Origin of the sequence: Enterobacter cloacae complex sp. S3, assembly GCF_014930495.1 — a bacterium.
Classification (GTDB): domain Bacteria; phylum Pseudomonadota; class Gammaproteobacteria; order Enterobacterales; family Enterobacteriaceae; genus Enterobacter; species Enterobacter asburiae_B.
This window is the reverse complement of sequence record NZ_JADBRD010000028.1, coordinates 214,857-231,998: the sequence shown is the minus strand read 5'-3', so window position 1 is coordinate 231,998 and position 17,142 is coordinate 214,857. Positions and strand designations below refer to the sequence as shown.

Annotated in this window: 13 protein-coding genes and 1 pseudogene; 8 read left to right on the top strand and 6 right to left on the bottom strand. The window is 53.1% G+C overall.

The genetic code is table 11. The features are described from left to right. Positions 1 to 92: 92 nt before the first annotated feature. A complete protein-coding gene (aqpZ, locus tag IM317_RS17045; RefSeq protein ID WP_033145073.1) occupies positions 93 to 788 on the bottom strand; it encodes an aquaporin Z in 696 nt (231 codons plus the stop codon). Between the two features lie 372 nt (positions 789 to 1,160). Here aqpZ and IM317_RS17040 point away from each other — a divergent pair, with 372 nt between their 5' ends. Next, positions 1,161 to 2,819 carry an ATP-dependent endonuclease gene (locus tag IM317_RS17040; RefSeq protein WP_033145074.1) on the top strand — a complete coding sequence of 553 codons (1,659 nt, stop codon included), beginning with the start codon at positions 1,161 to 1,163 and terminating at the stop codon, positions 2,817 to 2,819. Here the strand turns inward: IM317_RS17040 and IM317_RS17035 are convergent. Beyond that, positions 2,816 to 3,772, bottom strand: a complete 957-nt coding sequence (locus IM317_RS17035; RefSeq protein ID WP_033145075.1) for a VirK/YbjX family protein — start codon at positions 3,770 to 3,772, stop codon at positions 2,816 to 2,818. The two genes, IM317_RS17040 and IM317_RS17035, sit on opposite strands and share 4 nt — an antisense overlap. 159 nt (positions 3,773 to 3,931) lie before the next feature. Between IM317_RS17035 and macA the strand changes: the two genes are divergently transcribed. Together macA and macB are read left to right on the top strand one after the other, a co-directional pair. Then, positions 3,932 to 5,047 carry a macrolide transporter subunit MacA gene (gene macA / locus IM317_RS17030; protein WP_033145076.1) on the top strand — a complete coding sequence of 372 codons (1,116 nt, stop codon included), beginning with the start codon at positions 3,932 to 3,934 and terminating at the stop codon, positions 5,045 to 5,047. Continuing rightward, entirely contained in the window at positions 5,044 to 6,984 is a 1,941-nt protein-coding gene (macB, locus tag IM317_RS17025) for a macrolide ABC transporter ATP-binding protein/permease MacB (protein WP_033145077.1), read from the top strand. The genes macA and macB overlap by 4 nt, the downstream gene beginning before the upstream one ends. A 70-nt stretch (positions 6,985 to 7,054) precedes the next feature. Here macB and cspD read toward each other — a convergent pair whose 3' ends face one another. Beyond that, positions 7,055 to 7,276, bottom strand: coding sequence for a cold shock-like protein CspD (gene cspD / locus IM317_RS17020; protein ID WP_006809408.1), 222 nt, complete (start codon positions 7,274 to 7,276; stop codon positions 7,055 to 7,057). A gap of 267 nt (positions 7,277 to 7,543) precedes the next feature. On the opposite strand from cspD, the gene clpS reads away from it, so the two are divergent. The 3 genes and pseudogenes from clpS (at position 7,544) to IM317_RS17005 (ending at position 11,090) form a co-directional block, all read left to right on the top strand. Beyond that, the gene (clpS, locus tag IM317_RS17015) at positions 7,544 to 7,864 is read left to right on the top strand and encodes an ATP-dependent Clp protease adapter ClpS (protein ID WP_006174393.1); all 321 of its coding nucleotides are present in this window, start codon (positions 7,544 to 7,546) and stop codon (positions 7,862 to 7,864) included. A gap of 27 nt (positions 7,865 to 7,891) precedes the next feature. Then, the gene (gene clpA / locus IM317_RS17010) at positions 7,892 to 10,171 is read left to right on the top strand and encodes an ATP-dependent Clp protease ATP-binding subunit ClpA (protein ID WP_008499992.1); all 2,280 of its coding nucleotides are present in this window, start codon (positions 7,892 to 7,894) and stop codon (positions 10,169 to 10,171) included. 481 nt (positions 10,172 to 10,652) lie between these two features. Then, positions 10,653 to 11,090, top strand: a pseudogene (locus tag IM317_RS17005) (hypothetical protein). 157 nt (positions 11,091 to 11,247) lie between these two features. On the opposite strand, the gene IM317_RS17000 reads toward IM317_RS17005, so the two are convergent. Further along, complete coding sequence (locus IM317_RS17000; RefSeq protein ID WP_126327549.1) at positions 11,248 to 12,522, bottom strand: IS1 family transposase; 1,275 nt, start codon at positions 12,520 to 12,522, stop codon at positions 11,248 to 11,250. A 122-nt stretch (positions 12,523 to 12,644) separates the two neighbouring features. Here IM317_RS17000 and IM317_RS16995 point away from each other — a divergent pair, with 122 nt between their 5' ends. Together IM317_RS16995 and IM317_RS16990 are read left to right on the top strand one after the other, a co-directional pair. Then, complete coding sequence (locus IM317_RS16995) at positions 12,645 to 14,198, top strand: bifunctional UDP-sugar hydrolase/5'-nucleotidase (RefSeq protein WP_033145078.1); 1,554 nt, start codon at positions 12,645 to 12,647, stop codon at positions 14,196 to 14,198. Between the two features lie 22 nt (positions 14,199 to 14,220). Then, positions 14,221 to 15,747: an aryl-sulfate sulfotransferase gene (locus IM317_RS16990; protein WP_033145079.1), complete on the top strand. Its 1,527-nt coding sequence runs from the start codon at positions 14,221 to 14,223 to the stop codon at positions 15,745 to 15,747. Positions 15,748 to 15,917: 170 nt separating this feature from the next. On the opposite strand, the gene infA is transcribed toward IM317_RS16990, so the two are convergent. Together infA and aat are read right to left on the bottom strand one after the other, a co-directional pair. After that, complete coding sequence (gene infA / locus IM317_RS16985) at positions 15,918 to 16,136, bottom strand: translation initiation factor IF-1 (protein WP_002211347.1); 219 nt, start codon at positions 16,134 to 16,136, stop codon at positions 15,918 to 15,920. A 284-nt stretch (positions 16,137 to 16,420) separates the two neighbouring features. Then, positions 16,421 to 17,125, bottom strand: coding sequence for a leucyl/phenylalanyl-tRNA--protein transferase (gene aat / locus IM317_RS16980; RefSeq protein ID WP_033145080.1), 705 nt, complete (start codon positions 17,123 to 17,125; stop codon positions 16,421 to 16,423). Between the last annotated feature and the right edge of the window lie 17 nt (positions 17,126 to 17,142).

Genomic DNA, 17,142 nt, shown 5'->3' with positions numbered 1-17,142 from the left:
GGCGGCTACGCTTTACCCGGCTTGTGTCTACGTGGGGTGTGTGGCCTGAAGCCCTCACCCCGGACCTCTCCCACGGGGAGAGAGAGGAAAGATTAATCGCGTTTTTCCAGCAGGGTGCGATACAGCACGCCACCCAGAATACCGCCGATAACTGGCATCACCCAGAACAGCCACAGCTGCTCAAGCGCCCAGCCGCCCTGGAAGATGGCGACGGCGGTACTGCGTGCCGGGTTAACGGAGGTGTTGGTGACCGGAATAGAAATCAGGTGGATAAGCGTCAGCGCCAGACCAATGGCAATCGGGGCAAAACCGGCCGGGGCGTGTTTGTCCGTTGCGCCGTGGATCACCAGCAAGAAGCCGGCGGTAAGCACGATTTCAATCACGATGGCAGACAGCATGGAGTAGCCGCCCGGAGAGTGTTCGCCAAAGCCGTTAGAGGCAAAGCCGCTGGCCGCCGCGTCGAAGCCGGCTTTACCGCTGGCAATCACGTACAGAACGCCCGCCGCGATAATACCGCCAACCACCTGCGCCACAATATAGCCAATCACGTCTTTCGCCGGGAAACGGCCGCCCGCCCATAAACCTAACGTTACTGCCGGGTTAAAATGACCGCCGGAAATATGTCCCACGGCAAACGCCATGGTTAATACGGTTAAACCAAAAGCCAGCGCAACGCCGACAAAACCGATACCTAATTCCGGGAATGCTGCTGCCAGAACGGCGCTACCGCAGCCACCAAATACCAGCCAGAATGTACCAAAGCATTCTGCTGCCAATTTTCTAAACATAACCACCTCAAATAATTATCCGCACGCTTTCCCGCGTGCGGGATATATCGCCATAAAGGGATGACGACTCAAAGAGCCCGTATTTTAAAAACCAACAACACCCCTTCGCCACTTAAATAAATTCGATTAATTTGATTTAAGGCAATGTGATGTCAATCCTTGTTCAAACTGGAGGTAAATAGAGCATAGTCCAATTTGCGGGCGGTAGTATCTTGCGAGATGTGGGTTATTTCAAATGAAACCTGATGGATAAATTCTGAATTTTTCGTGCTTCCGCCAGGTTATGGAGGCGGATTGCAGTGTCAAGCCCGTCTGCATCCCGCTATACTGCTGATAACTTGAAGGAAAAAGTGATCATATCGCGGGGGATTTATGCTTCTCGAACGTGTGGAAATTGTCGGGTTTCGCGGTATTAACCGCCTGTCGCTGCAGCTGGAGCAAAACAACGTCCTGATCGGCGAGAACGCGTGGGGTAAGTCCAGCCTGCTGGATGCGTTGACGCTACTGCTTTCGCCCGAGGACGATCTGTATCACTTCGTCCGCGACGATTTCTGGTTCCCGCCCGGCGACGTGACGGGGCGCGAGAAGCACCTGCATATCATCCTGACGTTCCGCGAATCCGAACCCGGACGTCACCGCGTGCGTCGCTTCCGCCCGCTGTCACCCTGCTGGGTGCCGTGCGATGACGGTTTCTACCGGATTTTCTATCGGCTGGAAGGCGAGATGGCGGAGAACGAAGGGGTACTCACCCTGCGTGATTTTCTCGATGAGAAAGCCAACCCGATCCCACTGGACAATATCGACGATCTGGCCCGCCACCTGATCCGCCTGACGCCGGTATTACGCCTGCGCGATGCGCGCTTTATGCGGCGTATTCGTAACGGTACCGTACCCAATATGCCGGAAGTGGAAGTCACCGCCCGCGAGCTGGATTTTCTGGCCAGAGAGCTGGTGTCGCGTCCGCAGAATCTGACCGATGGCCAAATTCGTCAGGGGTTGTCCGCAATGGTGCAACTCCTTGAGCACTATTTTTCCGAGCAGGGCACGTCGGAATCGCGCCACCGTCTGATGCGCCGCCGCTCTCATGATGAGCAGCGAAGCTGGCGTTACCTCGACATCATTAACCGGATGATCGACCGGCCCGGCGGTCGCACCCATCGGGTGATTCTGCTGGGGCTGTTTTCAACGCTTCTGCAGGCCAAAGGCACCGTTCGTCTGGACCGGGACGCCCGGCCGCTGCTGCTGGTGGAAGACCCGGAAACGCGCCTGCATCCCATCATGCTCTCCGTGGCATGGCATCTGCTGAACCTGCTGCCGCTCCAGCGCATCACGACCACCAATTCCGGGGAATTATTATCGCTGACGCCGGTAGAACACGTCTGTCGCCTGGTGCGTGAATCCTCCCGCGTCTCCGCTTTCCGGCTTGGGCCGGGCGGTTTGAACGCGGAAGACGGGCGGCGCATCGCGTTTCATATTCGCTTTAACCGGGCGTCGTCGCTCTTTGCCCGCTGCTGGCTGCTGGTGGAGGGGGAGACGGAAACCTGGGTCATCAACGAACTGGCGCGCCAGTGCGGCCACCATTTTGATGCGGAAGGCATTAAGGTGATCGAATTCGCCCAGTCGGGATTAAAGCCGCTGATAAAATTTGCCCGCCGGATGGGGATCGAGTGGCACGTGCTGGTAGACGGTGATGAGGCGGGTAAAAAATATGCCTCGACCGTGCGGAGCCTGCTGAATAACGAGCGCGAGGAAGAGCGCGACCATTTAACCATGCTGCCCGCGATGGACATGGAACACTTTATGTATCGCCAGGGGTTCGACGACGTCTTCCACCGAATTGCCATGGTGCCGGTCGATGTCCCAATGAACATGCGGCGGGTGATCGCCAAAGCCATTCACCGTTCGTCAAAACCGGATTTAGCCATTGAAGTGGCGACGGAAGCGGGAAGGCGCGGCGTGGAGGCGGTACCGACCCTGCTGCGGAAGATGTTCTCCCGCGTGCTGTGGCTGGCACGCGGGAAAGCGGATTAGCGCTGGGTCGCCTGTTTCACCTGCTGAATCAGGCTATCCAGCAGCTCGTAGCGGCGGCGATATTCGGAGCGTTTTTTGCTGGCGATCTCTTCCATCGGTTTACGCGGCATGACGAGCGGCAGCATAAAGTTACCGTTGTCCTGCTTTTCACCGCCGATGGAGCTCCAGAAACTGTCGTAATCGGCCAGCAGTTTGCCCTCTTTTTTCTTGCGGTAGCGCCAGCTGCGATAAATGTGGGTAGCGTTACTGACGGCGACAATCTGCTCTACCGGGAACGCGGCGCCGAGCGTCATTGCGGCCTCGACCAGCAGACGTTTCGGGAACAGACCGTGGCAGGCTTTCGTCGCACCCTGGATCAGCTCGTGGGGAACATGCGCTTTTGCACCCTGCAAACCGCCAATGAACAGCGTCGATTTTCCCTCAAACGGGCATAGCGTAAAGGTCATCTCCGCCAGCGCCGTATTTTGACTGTCACAGAAAACGAGGGTAGCTTCTCCCTCTTTATCCATAAACGCGTCGGCACACAGGCGGACGGTAAATTGCTGTTCATCTTTTCCGGTTAAGGTCAGCAGAGTCACGCCCTGTTTTGAAAGGTAACCCTTTGTCAGCGTTGCCGGCAGCTGGCGGCACATCATCTGATAGTGCCAGGACAGCGATTCCAGCGCACGCTGTCGATCCATATTGACCGTCAGCCACGGACGATGAAGGCGACACGGCAGCCCCGGCTGAACCTGGAGCATTTGCATCAGGTGCGGATGTTTCGCAAGATCAGACAGCAGGCGAGCGGTGCTGAGCGGTGTCGCCAGTGAACGCAGCATGAACTTACGTCGGTAGGCGGTTTTTTCCCATGCCAGCCCGGGTGCGATCTCACCAAAAGCCAGGTTTTTGAAGAGCTGCCAGCCGGTTTTTGGCTGCGGCAGGTTTGAAAGTGATGTATCGACGATAGAAGACATGGTAGATCCTGATCCTTTTGGAATATCGCTATTTCAACAGGGGAAATGTCAACGTCTCGTAAACAAATTAGGGCGATTTCGGAGAACAGGGGTTTCGTTGAGGAGTCGTTTAGATAGAATCAACATTTATAATTGCCAGAACATTTATTTGGAATATTTATGAACCTCAAGGGAAAACGCAGAACGCTGTTTCTGCTGCTGGCGGTCGTGATTTTAGCCGGTGGGTACTGGCTATGGCAGGTGCTGAATGCGCCGGTGCCGCAGTATCAGACGCTGATTGTTCGCCCGGGCGAACTGCAGCAAAACGTCCTCGCGACGGGCAAGCTTGACGCGCTGCGCAAGGTTGACGTCGGCGCTCAGGTAAGCGGCCAGCTGAAAACGCTGTCGGTTGAGATTGGTGACAAGGTGAAAAAAGGCCAGCTGCTCGGCGTTATCGATCCTGAGCAGGCTGAGAACCAGATCCGCGAGGTGGAAGCCACGCTGATGGAGTTGCGCGCGCAGCGTGCGCAGGCGCTGGCAGAACGTAACCTGGCTCATGTAACGCTGACCCGTCAGCTGGCGCTGGCCAAAACCCAGGCTATTTCGAAACAGGATTTAGATACTGCCACCACAGAACTGGCGGTGAAACAGGCGCAGATTGGCACGATTGACGCGCAAATCAAACGCAATCAGGCCTCGCTGGATACGGCAAAAACCAACCTCGACTACACCAAAATCGTCGCGCCGATGGCGGGCGAAGTCACCCAGATCACCACGCTGCAGGGCCAGACGGTGATTGCCGCGCAGCAGGCGCCAAACATTCTGACGCTGGCTGACATGAGCACCATGCTGGTCAAAGCCCAGGTCTCAGAGGCGGATGTTATCCATCTTAAGCCCGGACAAAACGCCTGGTTTACGGTGCTTGGCGACCCGCAGACGCGCTACGAAGGCGTGCTGAAAGACATTCTGCCGACGCCGGAAAAAGTTAACGACGCTATCTTCTACTATGCCCGCTTTGAGGTGCCAAACCCGCAGGGCGTGCTGCGTCTGGACATGACCGCACAAGTGCATATCCAGCTGACCGGCGTGAAGAACGTGCTGACCATTCCGCTCTCTGCGCTCGGCGAGTCCGCCGGGGAGAGCCGTTATAAAGTGAAAGTGCTGCGCAACGGCGAAACGCGCGAGCGCGAGGTCGTGATCGGCGCGCGCAACGACACCGACGTGGTGGTGGTGAAAGGGCTGGAAGAGGGCGAGGAGGTTGTTGTCAGCGAAAGCCTGCCCGGAGCCGCTAAATGACGGCGCTGCTTGAGCTGAATAACATTCGTCGCAGCTATCCGTCAGGCGACGGTCCGGTGGAGGTGCTGAAGGGCATCTCCCTGCGCGTGGAAGCGGGCGAGATGGTGGCGATTGTCGGGGCATCGGGTTCCGGTAAATCGACGCTGATGAACATTCTCGGCTGTCTGGATAAACCGACCAGCGGTACCTATCGCGTGGCCGGGACGGATGTCTCCACGCTGGACGGCGACGCGCTGGCGAAGCTGCGTCGGGAACATTTCGGCTTTATCTTCCAGCGTTACCATTTGCTTTCTCACCTGAATGCGGCGCAGAATGTGGAAGTGCCTGCGGTGTATGCGGGCGTCGAGCGGAAAAAGCGACTTGAGCGCGCGCAGATGCTGCTGACGCGTCTGGGGCTGGCGGAGCGGGTGGAGTACCAGCCCTCGCAGCTGTCCGGCGGCCAGCAGCAGCGCGTGAGTATTGCCCGTGCGCTGATGAACGGCGGGCAGGTGATCCTCGCGGATGAACCGACCGGGGCACTTGACAGCCATTCCGGCGAAGAGGTGATGGCGATCCTTCACCAGCTTCGCGATCAGGGCCACACTGTCATCATTGTTACCCACGATCCGCAGGTGGCGGCGCAGGCGGAACGCATTATTGAGATCCACGACGGCGAGCTGGTCAGCAATCCGCCGCCGCGTGAGTCCAGGGCAGCGGCGCCGAAAGAAGCGCTGCCGGCATCAACCGGCTGGGGGCAGTTCTCCAGCGGCTTTCGCGAAGCGCTGACCATGGCCTGGCTGGCGATGGCGGCCAATAAAATGCGTACCCTGTTGACGATGCTCGGCATCATTATCGGTATCGCCTCGGTGGTGTCGATCGTGGTGGTGGGCGACGCGGCGAAGCAGCTGGTGCTGGCCGATATCCGCGCCATTGGCACCAATACCATTGACGTCTATCCCGGCAAAGACTTTGGCGACGACGAGCCGCAGTATCAGCAGGCGCTGAAATACGACGATCTGGCGGCGATTCAGAAGCAGCCGTGGGTGAACTCCGCCACGCCTGCGGTTTCGCAGAACCTGCGTCTGCGAGTGGGCAACGTTGACGTGGCCGCCAGCGCTAACGGCGTGAGCGGAGACTACTTCAACGTCTACGGCATGACCTTCAGCGAAGGCGCTACCTTCAACGCCGAGCAGCTGGCGGGCAGGGCGCAGGTGGTGGTGCTGGACGCGAACTCGCGCAGGCAGCTCTTCCCAAACAAAGCCAACGTGGTGGGCGAAGTGATTCTGGTCGGCAACATGCCTGCCACGGTCATCGGCGTGGCGGAAGAGAAGCAGTCGATGTTTGGCAGCAGTAAGATCCTGCGCGTCTGGCTGCCCTACACCACCATCTCAGGGCGGATTATGGGGCAGTCATGGCTCAACTCCATCACCGTACGCGTGAAGGAGGGCTACGACAGCGCGCTGGCCGAACAGCAGCTTGAACGGCTGTTAACCCTGCGCCACGGGAAGAAAGATTTCTTCACCTGGAATATGGACGGCCTCTTGAAAACGGCGGAAAAGACCACACGTACTCTTCAGCTGTTCCTCACGCTGGTGGCGGTGATCTCGCTGGTCGTCGGCGGTATCGGGGTGATGAATATCATGCTGGTGTCGGTCACCGAACGTACCCGGGAGATCGGCATTCGCATGGCGGTCGGGGCCCGGGCCAGCGACGTGCTGCAGCAGTTTTTGATTGAAGCGGTGCTGGTGTGTCTGGTTGGCGGGGCGATGGGTATTTCGCTCTCGATGATGATCGCGTTTGCGCTTCAGCTCTTTTTACCCGGCTGGGAGATTGGCTTCTCGCCGGTTGCCATTATTACCGCATTTTTGTGCTCGACCTTCACCGGCATTTTGTTTGGCTGGTTGCCCGCCCGCAACGCGGCGCGGCTGGATCCGGTGGACGCGCTGGCTCGGGAATAACCCGAAAATAAAAATGCCAGCCGATCGGGCTGGCATTTTGACTGCGGGATGTACACAATAAAACAGAGAGCTATGCAACCGTCTCTGCTTCAACGGGTACGATTAGGCTGGCATGATTGCCTTTTGGTCCCTGATGTACATCGAACCGGACGGACTGCCCGGCTTTGAGCGTTCTGTAACCATCCATCTGAATGGTGGAATAGTGAGCGAAGATATCCTCGCCGCCGCCTTCGGGGCAGATGAAGCCAAACCCTTTGGCGTTGTTGAACCACTTAACAGTACCCATTTCCATGCTTCGACATCCTTCGTAAATCTTATAAGTTAAGATGGAATGAACCGGTGGTGGAGTGGGGGCTGTTCAAAACCTCGCCATCTCACGCTTGTACAATTTAGAGAAACGAAAGAAGTCGTCAAGCGTTTGGCGCTGGAGATGGGACAATAATCAACCAAAGTTTGAAGCAGTTAACGCTATTGCAACAGTTTGTGACAGACATCGCGGATGACAGTAATAGATGATTGTTATCTAACATCTGAGGTAGATTCAAAGTGGTTATGCATAATGGGTAAGACCAACGATTGGCTGGATTTCGACCAGCTGGCGGAAGACAAAGTGCGCGACGCGCTAAAACCGCCATCTATGTATAAAGTTATGTTAATGAACGATGATTACACGCCGATGGAATTTGTTATTGACGTGCTACAAAAGTTCTTTTCTTATGATGTAGAACGTGCAACGCAACTGATGCTTACCGTTCATTATCGTGGCAAAGCTATCTGCGGCATCTTCACAGCCGAAGTGGCGGAAACCAAAGTGGCGATGGTGAACGACTATGCGAGGGAGAACGAGCATCCGTTGCTGTGTACGCTGGAAAAGGCCTGATAAGGCATAAAATTGGGGGAGGTGCCTATGCTCAATCAAGAACTGGAACTCAGTTTAAACATGGCTTTCGCCAGAGCGCGTGAGCACCGACATGAGTTTATGACCGTCGAGCATTTACTGCTCGCACTGCTTAGCAACCCATCTGCCCGCGAAGCGCTGGAAGCCTGCTCCGTGGATCTGGTGGCGCTACGTCAGGAACTCGAAGCCTTCATCGAACAAACCACACCGGTGCTGCCAGCCAGTGAAGAAGAGCGCGACACGCAGCCGACGCTCAGCTTCCAGCGCGTGCTGCAGCGCGCGGTATTCCACGTCCAGTCTTCCGGGCGTAGCGAAGTGACTGGCGCAAACGTCTTAGTCGCCATCTTCAGCGAGCAGGAGTCACAGGCTGCCTACCTGCTGCGCAAACACGAAGTCAGCCGCCTCGACGTGGTTAACTTTATTTCTCACGGAACGCGCAAAGACGAGCCTAACCAGGCATCGGATTCCAGCAATCAGGTCAATAACAATGAAGAGCAAGCAGGCGGGGAGGATCGTATGGAAAACTTCACCACCAACCTTAACCAGCTTGCTCGCGTTGGCGGTATCGACCCGCTGATTGGTCGCGATAAAGAGCTGGAGCGCGCGATCCAGGTGCTGTGCCGTCGCCGCAAGAACAACCCGCTGCTGGTGGGTGAGTCAGGCGTGGGTAAAACCGCGATTGCCGAAGGGCTTGCCTGGCGCATTGTGCAGGGCGACGTGCCGGAAGTGATTGCCGACTGCACCATCTACTCGCTGGATATCGGCTCGCTGCTGGCGGGCACCAAATACCGCGGTGATTTTGAAAAACGCTTCAAGGCGCTGTTGAAACAGCTGGAGCAGGACACCAACAGCATCCTGTTTATCGATGAGATCCACACCATCATCGGCGCAGGTGCGGCCTCCGGTGGCCAGGTGGATGCCGCGAACCTGATCAAACCGCTGCTCTCCAGCGGCAAGATCCGCGTGATTGGCTCCACGACCTACCAGGAGTTCAGCAACATCTTTGAGAAAGACCGTGCGCTGGCGCGTCGCTTCCAGAAAATCGACGTGACCGAGCCGTCCGTCGAGGAAACGGTGCAGATCATCAACGGCCTGAAGCCGAAGTACGAAGCGCACCACGACGTGCGTTACACCGCGAAAGCGGTCCGTGCGGCGGTGGAGCTGGCGGTGAAATATATCAACGACCGTCATCTGCCGGATAAGGCGATTGACGTGATTGATGAGGCAGGGGCGCGTGCGCGCCTGATGCCGGCCAGTAAGCGTAAGAAAACCGTCAACGTGGCGGATATTGAGTCCGTGGTGGCCCGCATCGCGCGTATCCCTGAGAAGAGCGTTTCTCAGAGCGACCGCGACACGCTGCGCACCCTCGGCAATCGCCTGAAAATGCTGGTCTTTGGTCAGGATAAAGCCATTGAGGCCTTAACCGAAGCGATCAAGATGGCCCGCGCCGGGCTGGGGCATGACCACAAGCCTGTCGGTTCCTTCCTGTTCGCTGGCCCGACCGGCGTAGGGAAAACCGAGGTGACGGTTCAGCTCTCCAAAGCGCTGGGCATTGAGCTGCTGCGCTTTGATATGTCCGAGTATATGGAGCGTCACACCGTCAGCCGTTTGATTGGTGCGCCTCCGGGCTACGTGGGCTTTGACCAGGGCGGCCTGCTCACCGACGCGGTGATCAAGCATCCGCACGCGGTCCTGCTGCTCGATGAAATCGAGAAAGCGCACCCGGACGTGTTCAACATCCTGCTGCAGGTGATGGACAACGGGACGCTGACCGACAACAACGGGCGCAAGGCGGACTTCCGCAACGTGGTGCTGGTGATGACCACCAACGCCGGCGTGCGTGAAACCGAGCGTAAATCCATTGGCCTGATCCACCAGGATAACAGCACCGATGCGATGGAGGAGATCAAGAAGATCTTCACGCCGGAGTTCCGTAACCGTCTGGACAACATTATCTGGTTCGATCATCTGTCTACCGAGGTGATCCATCAGGTTGTGGACAAGTTCATCGTCGAGCTGCAGGTTCAGCTGGATCAGAAAGGCGTGTCGCTGGAAGTGAGCCAGGAGGCCCGCAACTGGCTGGCCGAGAAAGGCTACGACCGTGCGATGGGTGCCCGTCCGATGGCGCGCGTGATTCAGGACAACCTGAAGAAACCGCTGGCGAACGAGCTGCTGTTTGGCTCGCTGGTGGACGGCGGTCAGGTGACCGTGGCGCTGGACCAGGCGAAGAACGAACTGACGTATGATTTCCAGAGTGCGGCGAAGCACAAGCCGGAAGCGGCTCACTGAGTTAAACGTTAATGTTAAAAACCGGGCATTTGCCCGGTTTTTTTATGCCTGCCAAGGTAAAAACAAAACGACAACAGTATTGTCGTTTCTAGTGTTTTCTCCCTCTCCCTGTGGGAGAGGGCGGGGGTGAGGGCATCAGGCCGCAGAGGAATTTTGCGAGGCGCTTTCCAGTTTCTTTCGAAGTCAGTTGCTGGATAAATCTACAGTAATAAAATGGCGGCGCACCTGCAAAATCAGGTGCCGGGATTGGCGTCCTGATTACACATGAGAAATGATGTTGATACGTCAACTATCATCAGGTTCGTGCACACTTTTGAAAGCTAGCGATATAATCCGCAGACTCAATTATGGTGGGCTGAACCGGGGCTTCTTTTGAAGCGCCGATTTTCCCGTGTGGGTCGGTACGCCAAACCGGTTCAGTCTGCCACCTGAGTTGGCGTTCGGGTGGAGATCTCATCATTTCACACGGAGTCAAAATCAAATGGAACATAACAATCTTTCACTGCTTTACAGCGAACTCTCCCTCAACCCCGATCTCCCAACCCTTGCAGAGCGCTGCAAATTGCTCACTGAAATCCTCCTCGACTGCACATAACTCCCACAAACGCAGCCCGTCTGTCGCTGCCTGGGAGCGTATCTGGAAGAAATGAAATCCGGCCTCAAAGAATCAATGCGTGATTTTCAGGTGGTGGAATTTGAGGATGAAGCAGAACAACCGCGACAAAAAGAGTGGTTGCTGGAAGACACCGAAGCACAGTGTGATTACTGCCGGGCGTTAAACCACATACTGCTGGTATCGCATTTTGACCGCGATATGTTGCCGCACCTGACGGGACTGCTGCATGACATAACGCATTCGATGGCCGCAGATGTCGTTGCACCTCAAAGTGCAAAAACGGTAATTCACATTATTTCCTGACGTCGATCCGAGGCGTCGGGGGAGTTCCTCTGACGCCAAATGGATTAATCTTCGGAAAAGTAGGTGTTACAGGAAGACGTTAATAACTTTTGATGACAATAAAAAATAGTGCAGTTCGCTTTCAGTTCGCTGCCGTACAGCTCGCGTTATGTAGCCCTTAACGGCCTGAATTTTCCTTTATCTGTTGGTTATAAATACAGCCAAGACCCACTAAATGCTGGCTCACTACCCGCGCCCCAAAGTTATGACACTGTAATGACCATGGATGGGATTTCAGCCAGACAGCAAATGCAGTGCAGGATGCAAGTGAAATCAACGCGGGCTCCGCTGTACTTTGCTGTCCGGTCAGCAGGCCAATCATCTTGCATATCTCGCCATTATCCCAACGCTGCCACACATTTTTCCACCATCCCATTTTCCAGCTACCAGTAAGGCAAAATGCTTTGTCAGAGAGGTTGGCGTTTTCAATATTTTCAGACACAAACCAAAGATCGGTTTTCCCAAGTCGGACTTCTGTTGACCAGGCAGTTATAGCGCCGCCGCGCAAAACGCACTCATGGGCGAGATAATGATCGGTTACACCCGGGAAGCGTCGTTTTAATCTCTGGAAATGACTGTGTATGGTAATGACAGGACGGACCATGCTTCCCCGGTCGTTTCGCTTAAGCTCGGCACTACCGTACTGAATTTCATCAAATTGGCTCCGTTTAAGAAATTGCATCTCTTGCTCCCGAATAAGATCGGTATCGCTCGACGGTAGTATCGAAGAAGGGAAAGACTTAGAACCCTGATAGAGCAATGAATTACCTGCCTTCCAGTCGCAATAGTTGGTTGTTACTTGAATAATTTTGCCGGAGTCAGCATCGGCACTGATCACAACATACAGTTTCTGCCTCGCAGAATGACCCTGAAACGGTATAACCATTGTGGTCGTTGACACCCTTGTTAGCGCAGGGAGTGAAACATGCAGATCGTGTTCGAAACCGTTAACCGCTTGCGCAAGGACCCTTTGGTTTGTCGTTTCACCAGAGTGCACCCCTTGTTCGAGCTGGGAAAGAAGGGTGATATTTTTATTCAGGCCTACAGCATTGTCATAGTGTGGAGTAAATACATAACGGCAGGTGCAACATTGAAAGCGGGGTGTTCTGGCTTTTGTGTATCCATAGCGAATGATGTGCGCTGTAAAACAGCGGGGACAACCTTGTCCTGTATTTCCTAATTTTCGTTGCATGAATTGACTGAACCACTCGTCACATTCTTTGGTATTAAACAGTGGAGGAAGACTGCCACATTTTTGACATTCAAGTGCAGCGTAGCCCAGACGATAAACAGGAAAAACATAATCACTCGCATCTGGTATTCCGAGATTTGGACATGACCAGCTTTTACAAACATTGAGATCTATTTTTGGAGCGGATTCCATGTGCTTCACCAACTGATTCTGTTAGTCGCAAATTTTCGCGTCTCCCTTTTCCATATGTCGTGAGAAGGTTCACAAAATCTGTTTTTTGCTAATCGATAATGAAGTTCTTTCTTTAATTCGAGAGTTAAAAAATGAAAAAAACAGTAATCGCGGTTTTATTACTATCGGGATATGCTTCGCTAAGTCCAGCGCAGGACGTTACCGTCATTTATACCAATGACCTGCATGCACATGTTGAGCCCTATAAACTTCCTTATGTTGCAGAAGGTAAAAGAGCTGTCGGTGGCTTCGCAAATATTGCGACTTACGTCAAGCAAGAAAAGCAAAAGAATAAGGCTACTTTTTATTTCGATGCTGGAGATTACTTTACCGGTCCATACATTAGCAGCCTGACAAAAGGGCGGGCAATCATAGATATTATGAATACAATGTCATTTGATGCTGCGTCTGTCGGCAATCATGAGTTCGACCATGGTTGGGATAATACGCTGATACAGCTCAGCCAGGCTAAATTCCCGATACTGTTAGGTAACGTGTTTTATAAAAATAGTAATGTCCTTTTCTGGAATAAGCCGTATACAATCCTTGAAAAGGATGGCGTTAAAATTGGGGTCATTGGGTTGCATGGCGTGTTTGCTTTCGATGACACCGTTTCATCGTCAATGCGTCAGGGCATTGAAGCGCGTGACGAGGTGAAATATCTCCAGCGTTATCTGGATGAACTACGTGGAAAAGTAGATATAACCGTTGCACTCATGCATGAAGGTTTCCCTGCACGCCAGTCCAGTATCGGCAATACTGATGTCAAACGCGCCCTTGATAAGGATATCCAGACGGCGAAGCAGGTGAAAGGACTGGATATTCTGATTACCGGACATGCGCATGTTGGAACGCCGGAGCCGCTTAAAGTAGGTAACACGCTGGTGCTTTCGACTGACAGTGGTGGGATTGATATTGGTAAACTGGTCCTGGATGTGGATCTAAAAAAACATCACAACAAAATAAAAAGCTTCGAACTTAAGACCCTTTATGCTGATGAATGGAAACCCGATCCGGCAACTCAGAGTGTTATTGATAGCTGGAATAAAAAGCTCTCCGAAACGGTTCGCCAAAAAGTTGGAGAGACGCCTGTTACGCTTACGCGCGCCTACGGGGAATCATCTTCGCTGGGCAATTTATTTACCGATGCAATGCTTGCCGCTGCGCCTGATGCGCAACTGGCGCTCACTAATTCAGGTGGTCTGCGGGCTGATTTGAATGCCGGTCCGATAACCCTCGGCGATGTTATTAGCGCGTTCCCTTTTCCAAATGAGCTAACCGTAATGGATTTGAATGGGAAATCCTTACGAAATCTTATGGAGCATAGTGCGTCACTCACTAACGGTGTTTTGCAGATGTCGAAAGGACTGGAGATGCGCTACGACCAACATAAACCTGTCGGGCAACGCGTTGTGCTACTTACGCTTAATGGCAAGCCAATTGTAGACTCTGAAACCTATCGCGTAGCGACAAATAGTTTCCTTGCTCCTGGTGGCGATGGCTTTACTGCATTCATTGATGGTCAGAACAAACAGGTAAAAGGTGGATATAACCTTTCCAATGCGGTTATTGATTATCTGGTGAAAGGAAATAAGATCATTCCCCAACAGGTGAATGAGATGCGAGTAAAAGAAGTTACACAGTAATAATTAACAACAGGTGAATAATATGGCAATTACCTATCTTGGAATGGAACTCGCCCCTGCTAACAACCAGCTTGCGGTCTATCTGAAGTTTATAATTGATGAGGCGATAACATATTCCTATACGGTACTGGGAAGATCGACTAGCACGACAAGTTTAGACTTTACGTATTCATCAAATGACATTGTCTCTTTACCTGAGATAAAAATTCCGGTTATTGGACTGTATGCAAACTACCTTAACCATGTGCAGGTTATCTTTAAAAACCTTAGCGGAGTGGAAGTTTTTAATCAAACCATCCAGGTAAGCACACAGGAACAACTCTACCGCGATGGGACAATTTTCCATATCGATATTGAGCAAACGGATCCCGCTAACTTCACGACCGTATGGGGAAACAGTTGGTTAATGACTACCAATTGTGATGGCTACGACCGGAACGGCGATCTTCGCTGCTATTATGCTCAGCCCTACCGTAATCAGATGCTAAAAACGCATAATGGTTATTTCTATATCGGCAGTGATGAAGATGAACACTGGTATGGGCGACGCTTTTTCAAAATCGATATTTTGGGCAACGAGATTCTGGAGTTTGATTTACGTGACCGCGATGGTAACCGCTATGCTAACACACACGATCTGATTTGGGATTCCGCCGATAATCTTTTCATGATTGGTAATGATAACCCGGACCGTTCGACCAACACGATGAGACAGGACGCATCAATTTTAAAATTTGATGAAAAGACAGGCGTGATGCTGTGGGCAAAAAATTATACCCGTGCATTTGATAATACTCAGATCCTGAATAACAGCCCCACAAACGATGCTCACCTTAACTCGCTTTCCTGGATCCCCGCAGGCGAGGCAAATGCTGAAGCGATTGTTGTCCATACTCGCTCTGCAGGCCTGACGTTTGGTATTTCTCCTGCCGACGGCAAGATATTATGGAGTATTAATACCGGGGGATTTAACAGTAATTTTGCAGCAGGACAGGGCGTTACGCAGATAGATACTTCCAGTATTGAGAGTTTTGAAAATGGCGCTCATACCGTATTCGTCACTAAAAATAGCGCTTTTGCTGGGTTAAGCAATGAGACTGAAGGAAAATTTGTTCTTTCGCTCTTTGATAATCGCTCCTGCGTTGATAATGAAGGCAATGCGGTTACTCGAGATATTACACGTGATTCAACGACTGATTCTTACAAAACCGATCCTGCGAGAGTCATGTTCTATGCTGTTGATCTCGTCGCCAATACAGCAACCCAGGCAGGTAGCATTATCCAGTTACCCTCCGATCGTGTTCCTCAGGTCACTGATTTTATGGGGGCAGCAATAGATTATGGTGACTACTATGGCATCTACACCAACCACGCACGCTCTTTCTTTATCAGCGATGCAACAGGCCATATTATTGCCACAATCTACGATCTGATTTGCTCGATGGATGGCTATCCAGAGTTCCCTGGTGAATGCTACCGGGCAAGGTTGTTTGCAAAAGACGAGCTTGATGCTTTGATAAATATAGGTTATCAGGTGGCAAACGGCTGATAGCTTAGCAAGACACAGCCATTAAAAGGGCATTGCTGTCGAACAGACAGCCCTGACGCTGAATCGAACGGACAAATAATTGTTCAAATAATAGCCTGCAGCACAAAAAAGTAAGGCCGGGAAAATCCCGGCCTTAATTAATATTCATCTGCCATTACAGGCGAAAACAATTAGCGACTACGGAAGACAATGCGGCCTTTGCTCAGGTCGTACGGGGTCAGTTCAACAGTCACTTTGTCGCCCGTCAAAATGCGGATGTAGTTTTTGCGCATTTTACCGGAGATGTGCGCAGTTACCACGTGACCGTTTTCCAGCTCTACGCGAAACATGGTATTAGGCAACGTATCAAGTACGGTACCCTGCATTTCAATATTGTCTTCTTTGGCCATCTAATCCTCTGGGGTATCACTACCAAGTTTTGAACCGGCAAGATAATGCCGAAATTCATCAATTAAGTAAAGAATTGCGCGATTAAAACGCAGCAAAACAGTTTCGGCGCATTGCCCAAGCGTCACGGTACAACCGAACAGGAAGCGCATTCGTAAAGGGGAGACAACAGGATAAACGTCAGGACGTTATCTGAAGCGAGGGTCCCAAACGGCGGCGGGGCAACAGGCAGAAGCTACTCTGCGGCATAATTATAACACCCTCACAAAAAATATGCGGAAAACATTTAGGCATTGGGCATAAAGAGCGTTCTCGGTATCCAGAAGTCGCGCGGGAGCTTCTCCTGACGGCAGGTATCGAGATGTTCGATGTACTGGCGTCGCGGGATTTCAACAGCACCCAGCGAGGCCGTGTGCTCGTTGAGCACCTGACAATCGATCAGGCGTCCACCGCGCTGGGCAAACGCCTCGCAGAAGACCAGCAGTGCGGTTTTCGAGGCGTTAACCGCACGAGAGAACATCGACTCGCCGCAAAATAGCGTGCCTTGCGCCACGCCGTACATGCCGCCGACGAGTGCTCCGCCTTCCCACACCTCGATGGAGTGGGCGTAGCCAAGCTCATGGAGCTGGTGGTAGGCAGTAATGATATCGCGGGTTATCCATGTCCCTTCATAGCGGTCTTCAGCGCAGCCTTCAATGACCTGACCAAAGGCGTGGTTGAGGGTGACGCGGTAGGGTGATTTCGCATGGAAACGCTTCATGCTGCGGCTCGCGTGAAACTGCGCTGGCCACAGCACGGCACGCGGATCGGGGGACCACCATAAAATCGGATCGCCGGGAGAAAACCAGGGGAATATACCGCGCTGGTACGCCATTAAAAGCCGTGCGGGACTGAGGTCACCACCAAGGGCCAGCAGCCCGTTGGGCTCACGCAGCGCCCCTTCCGGAGAAGGGAACGCGATGTTATGACGAGAAAGCTGGACCAGGCGCATGACAGCAAAACTCCAGT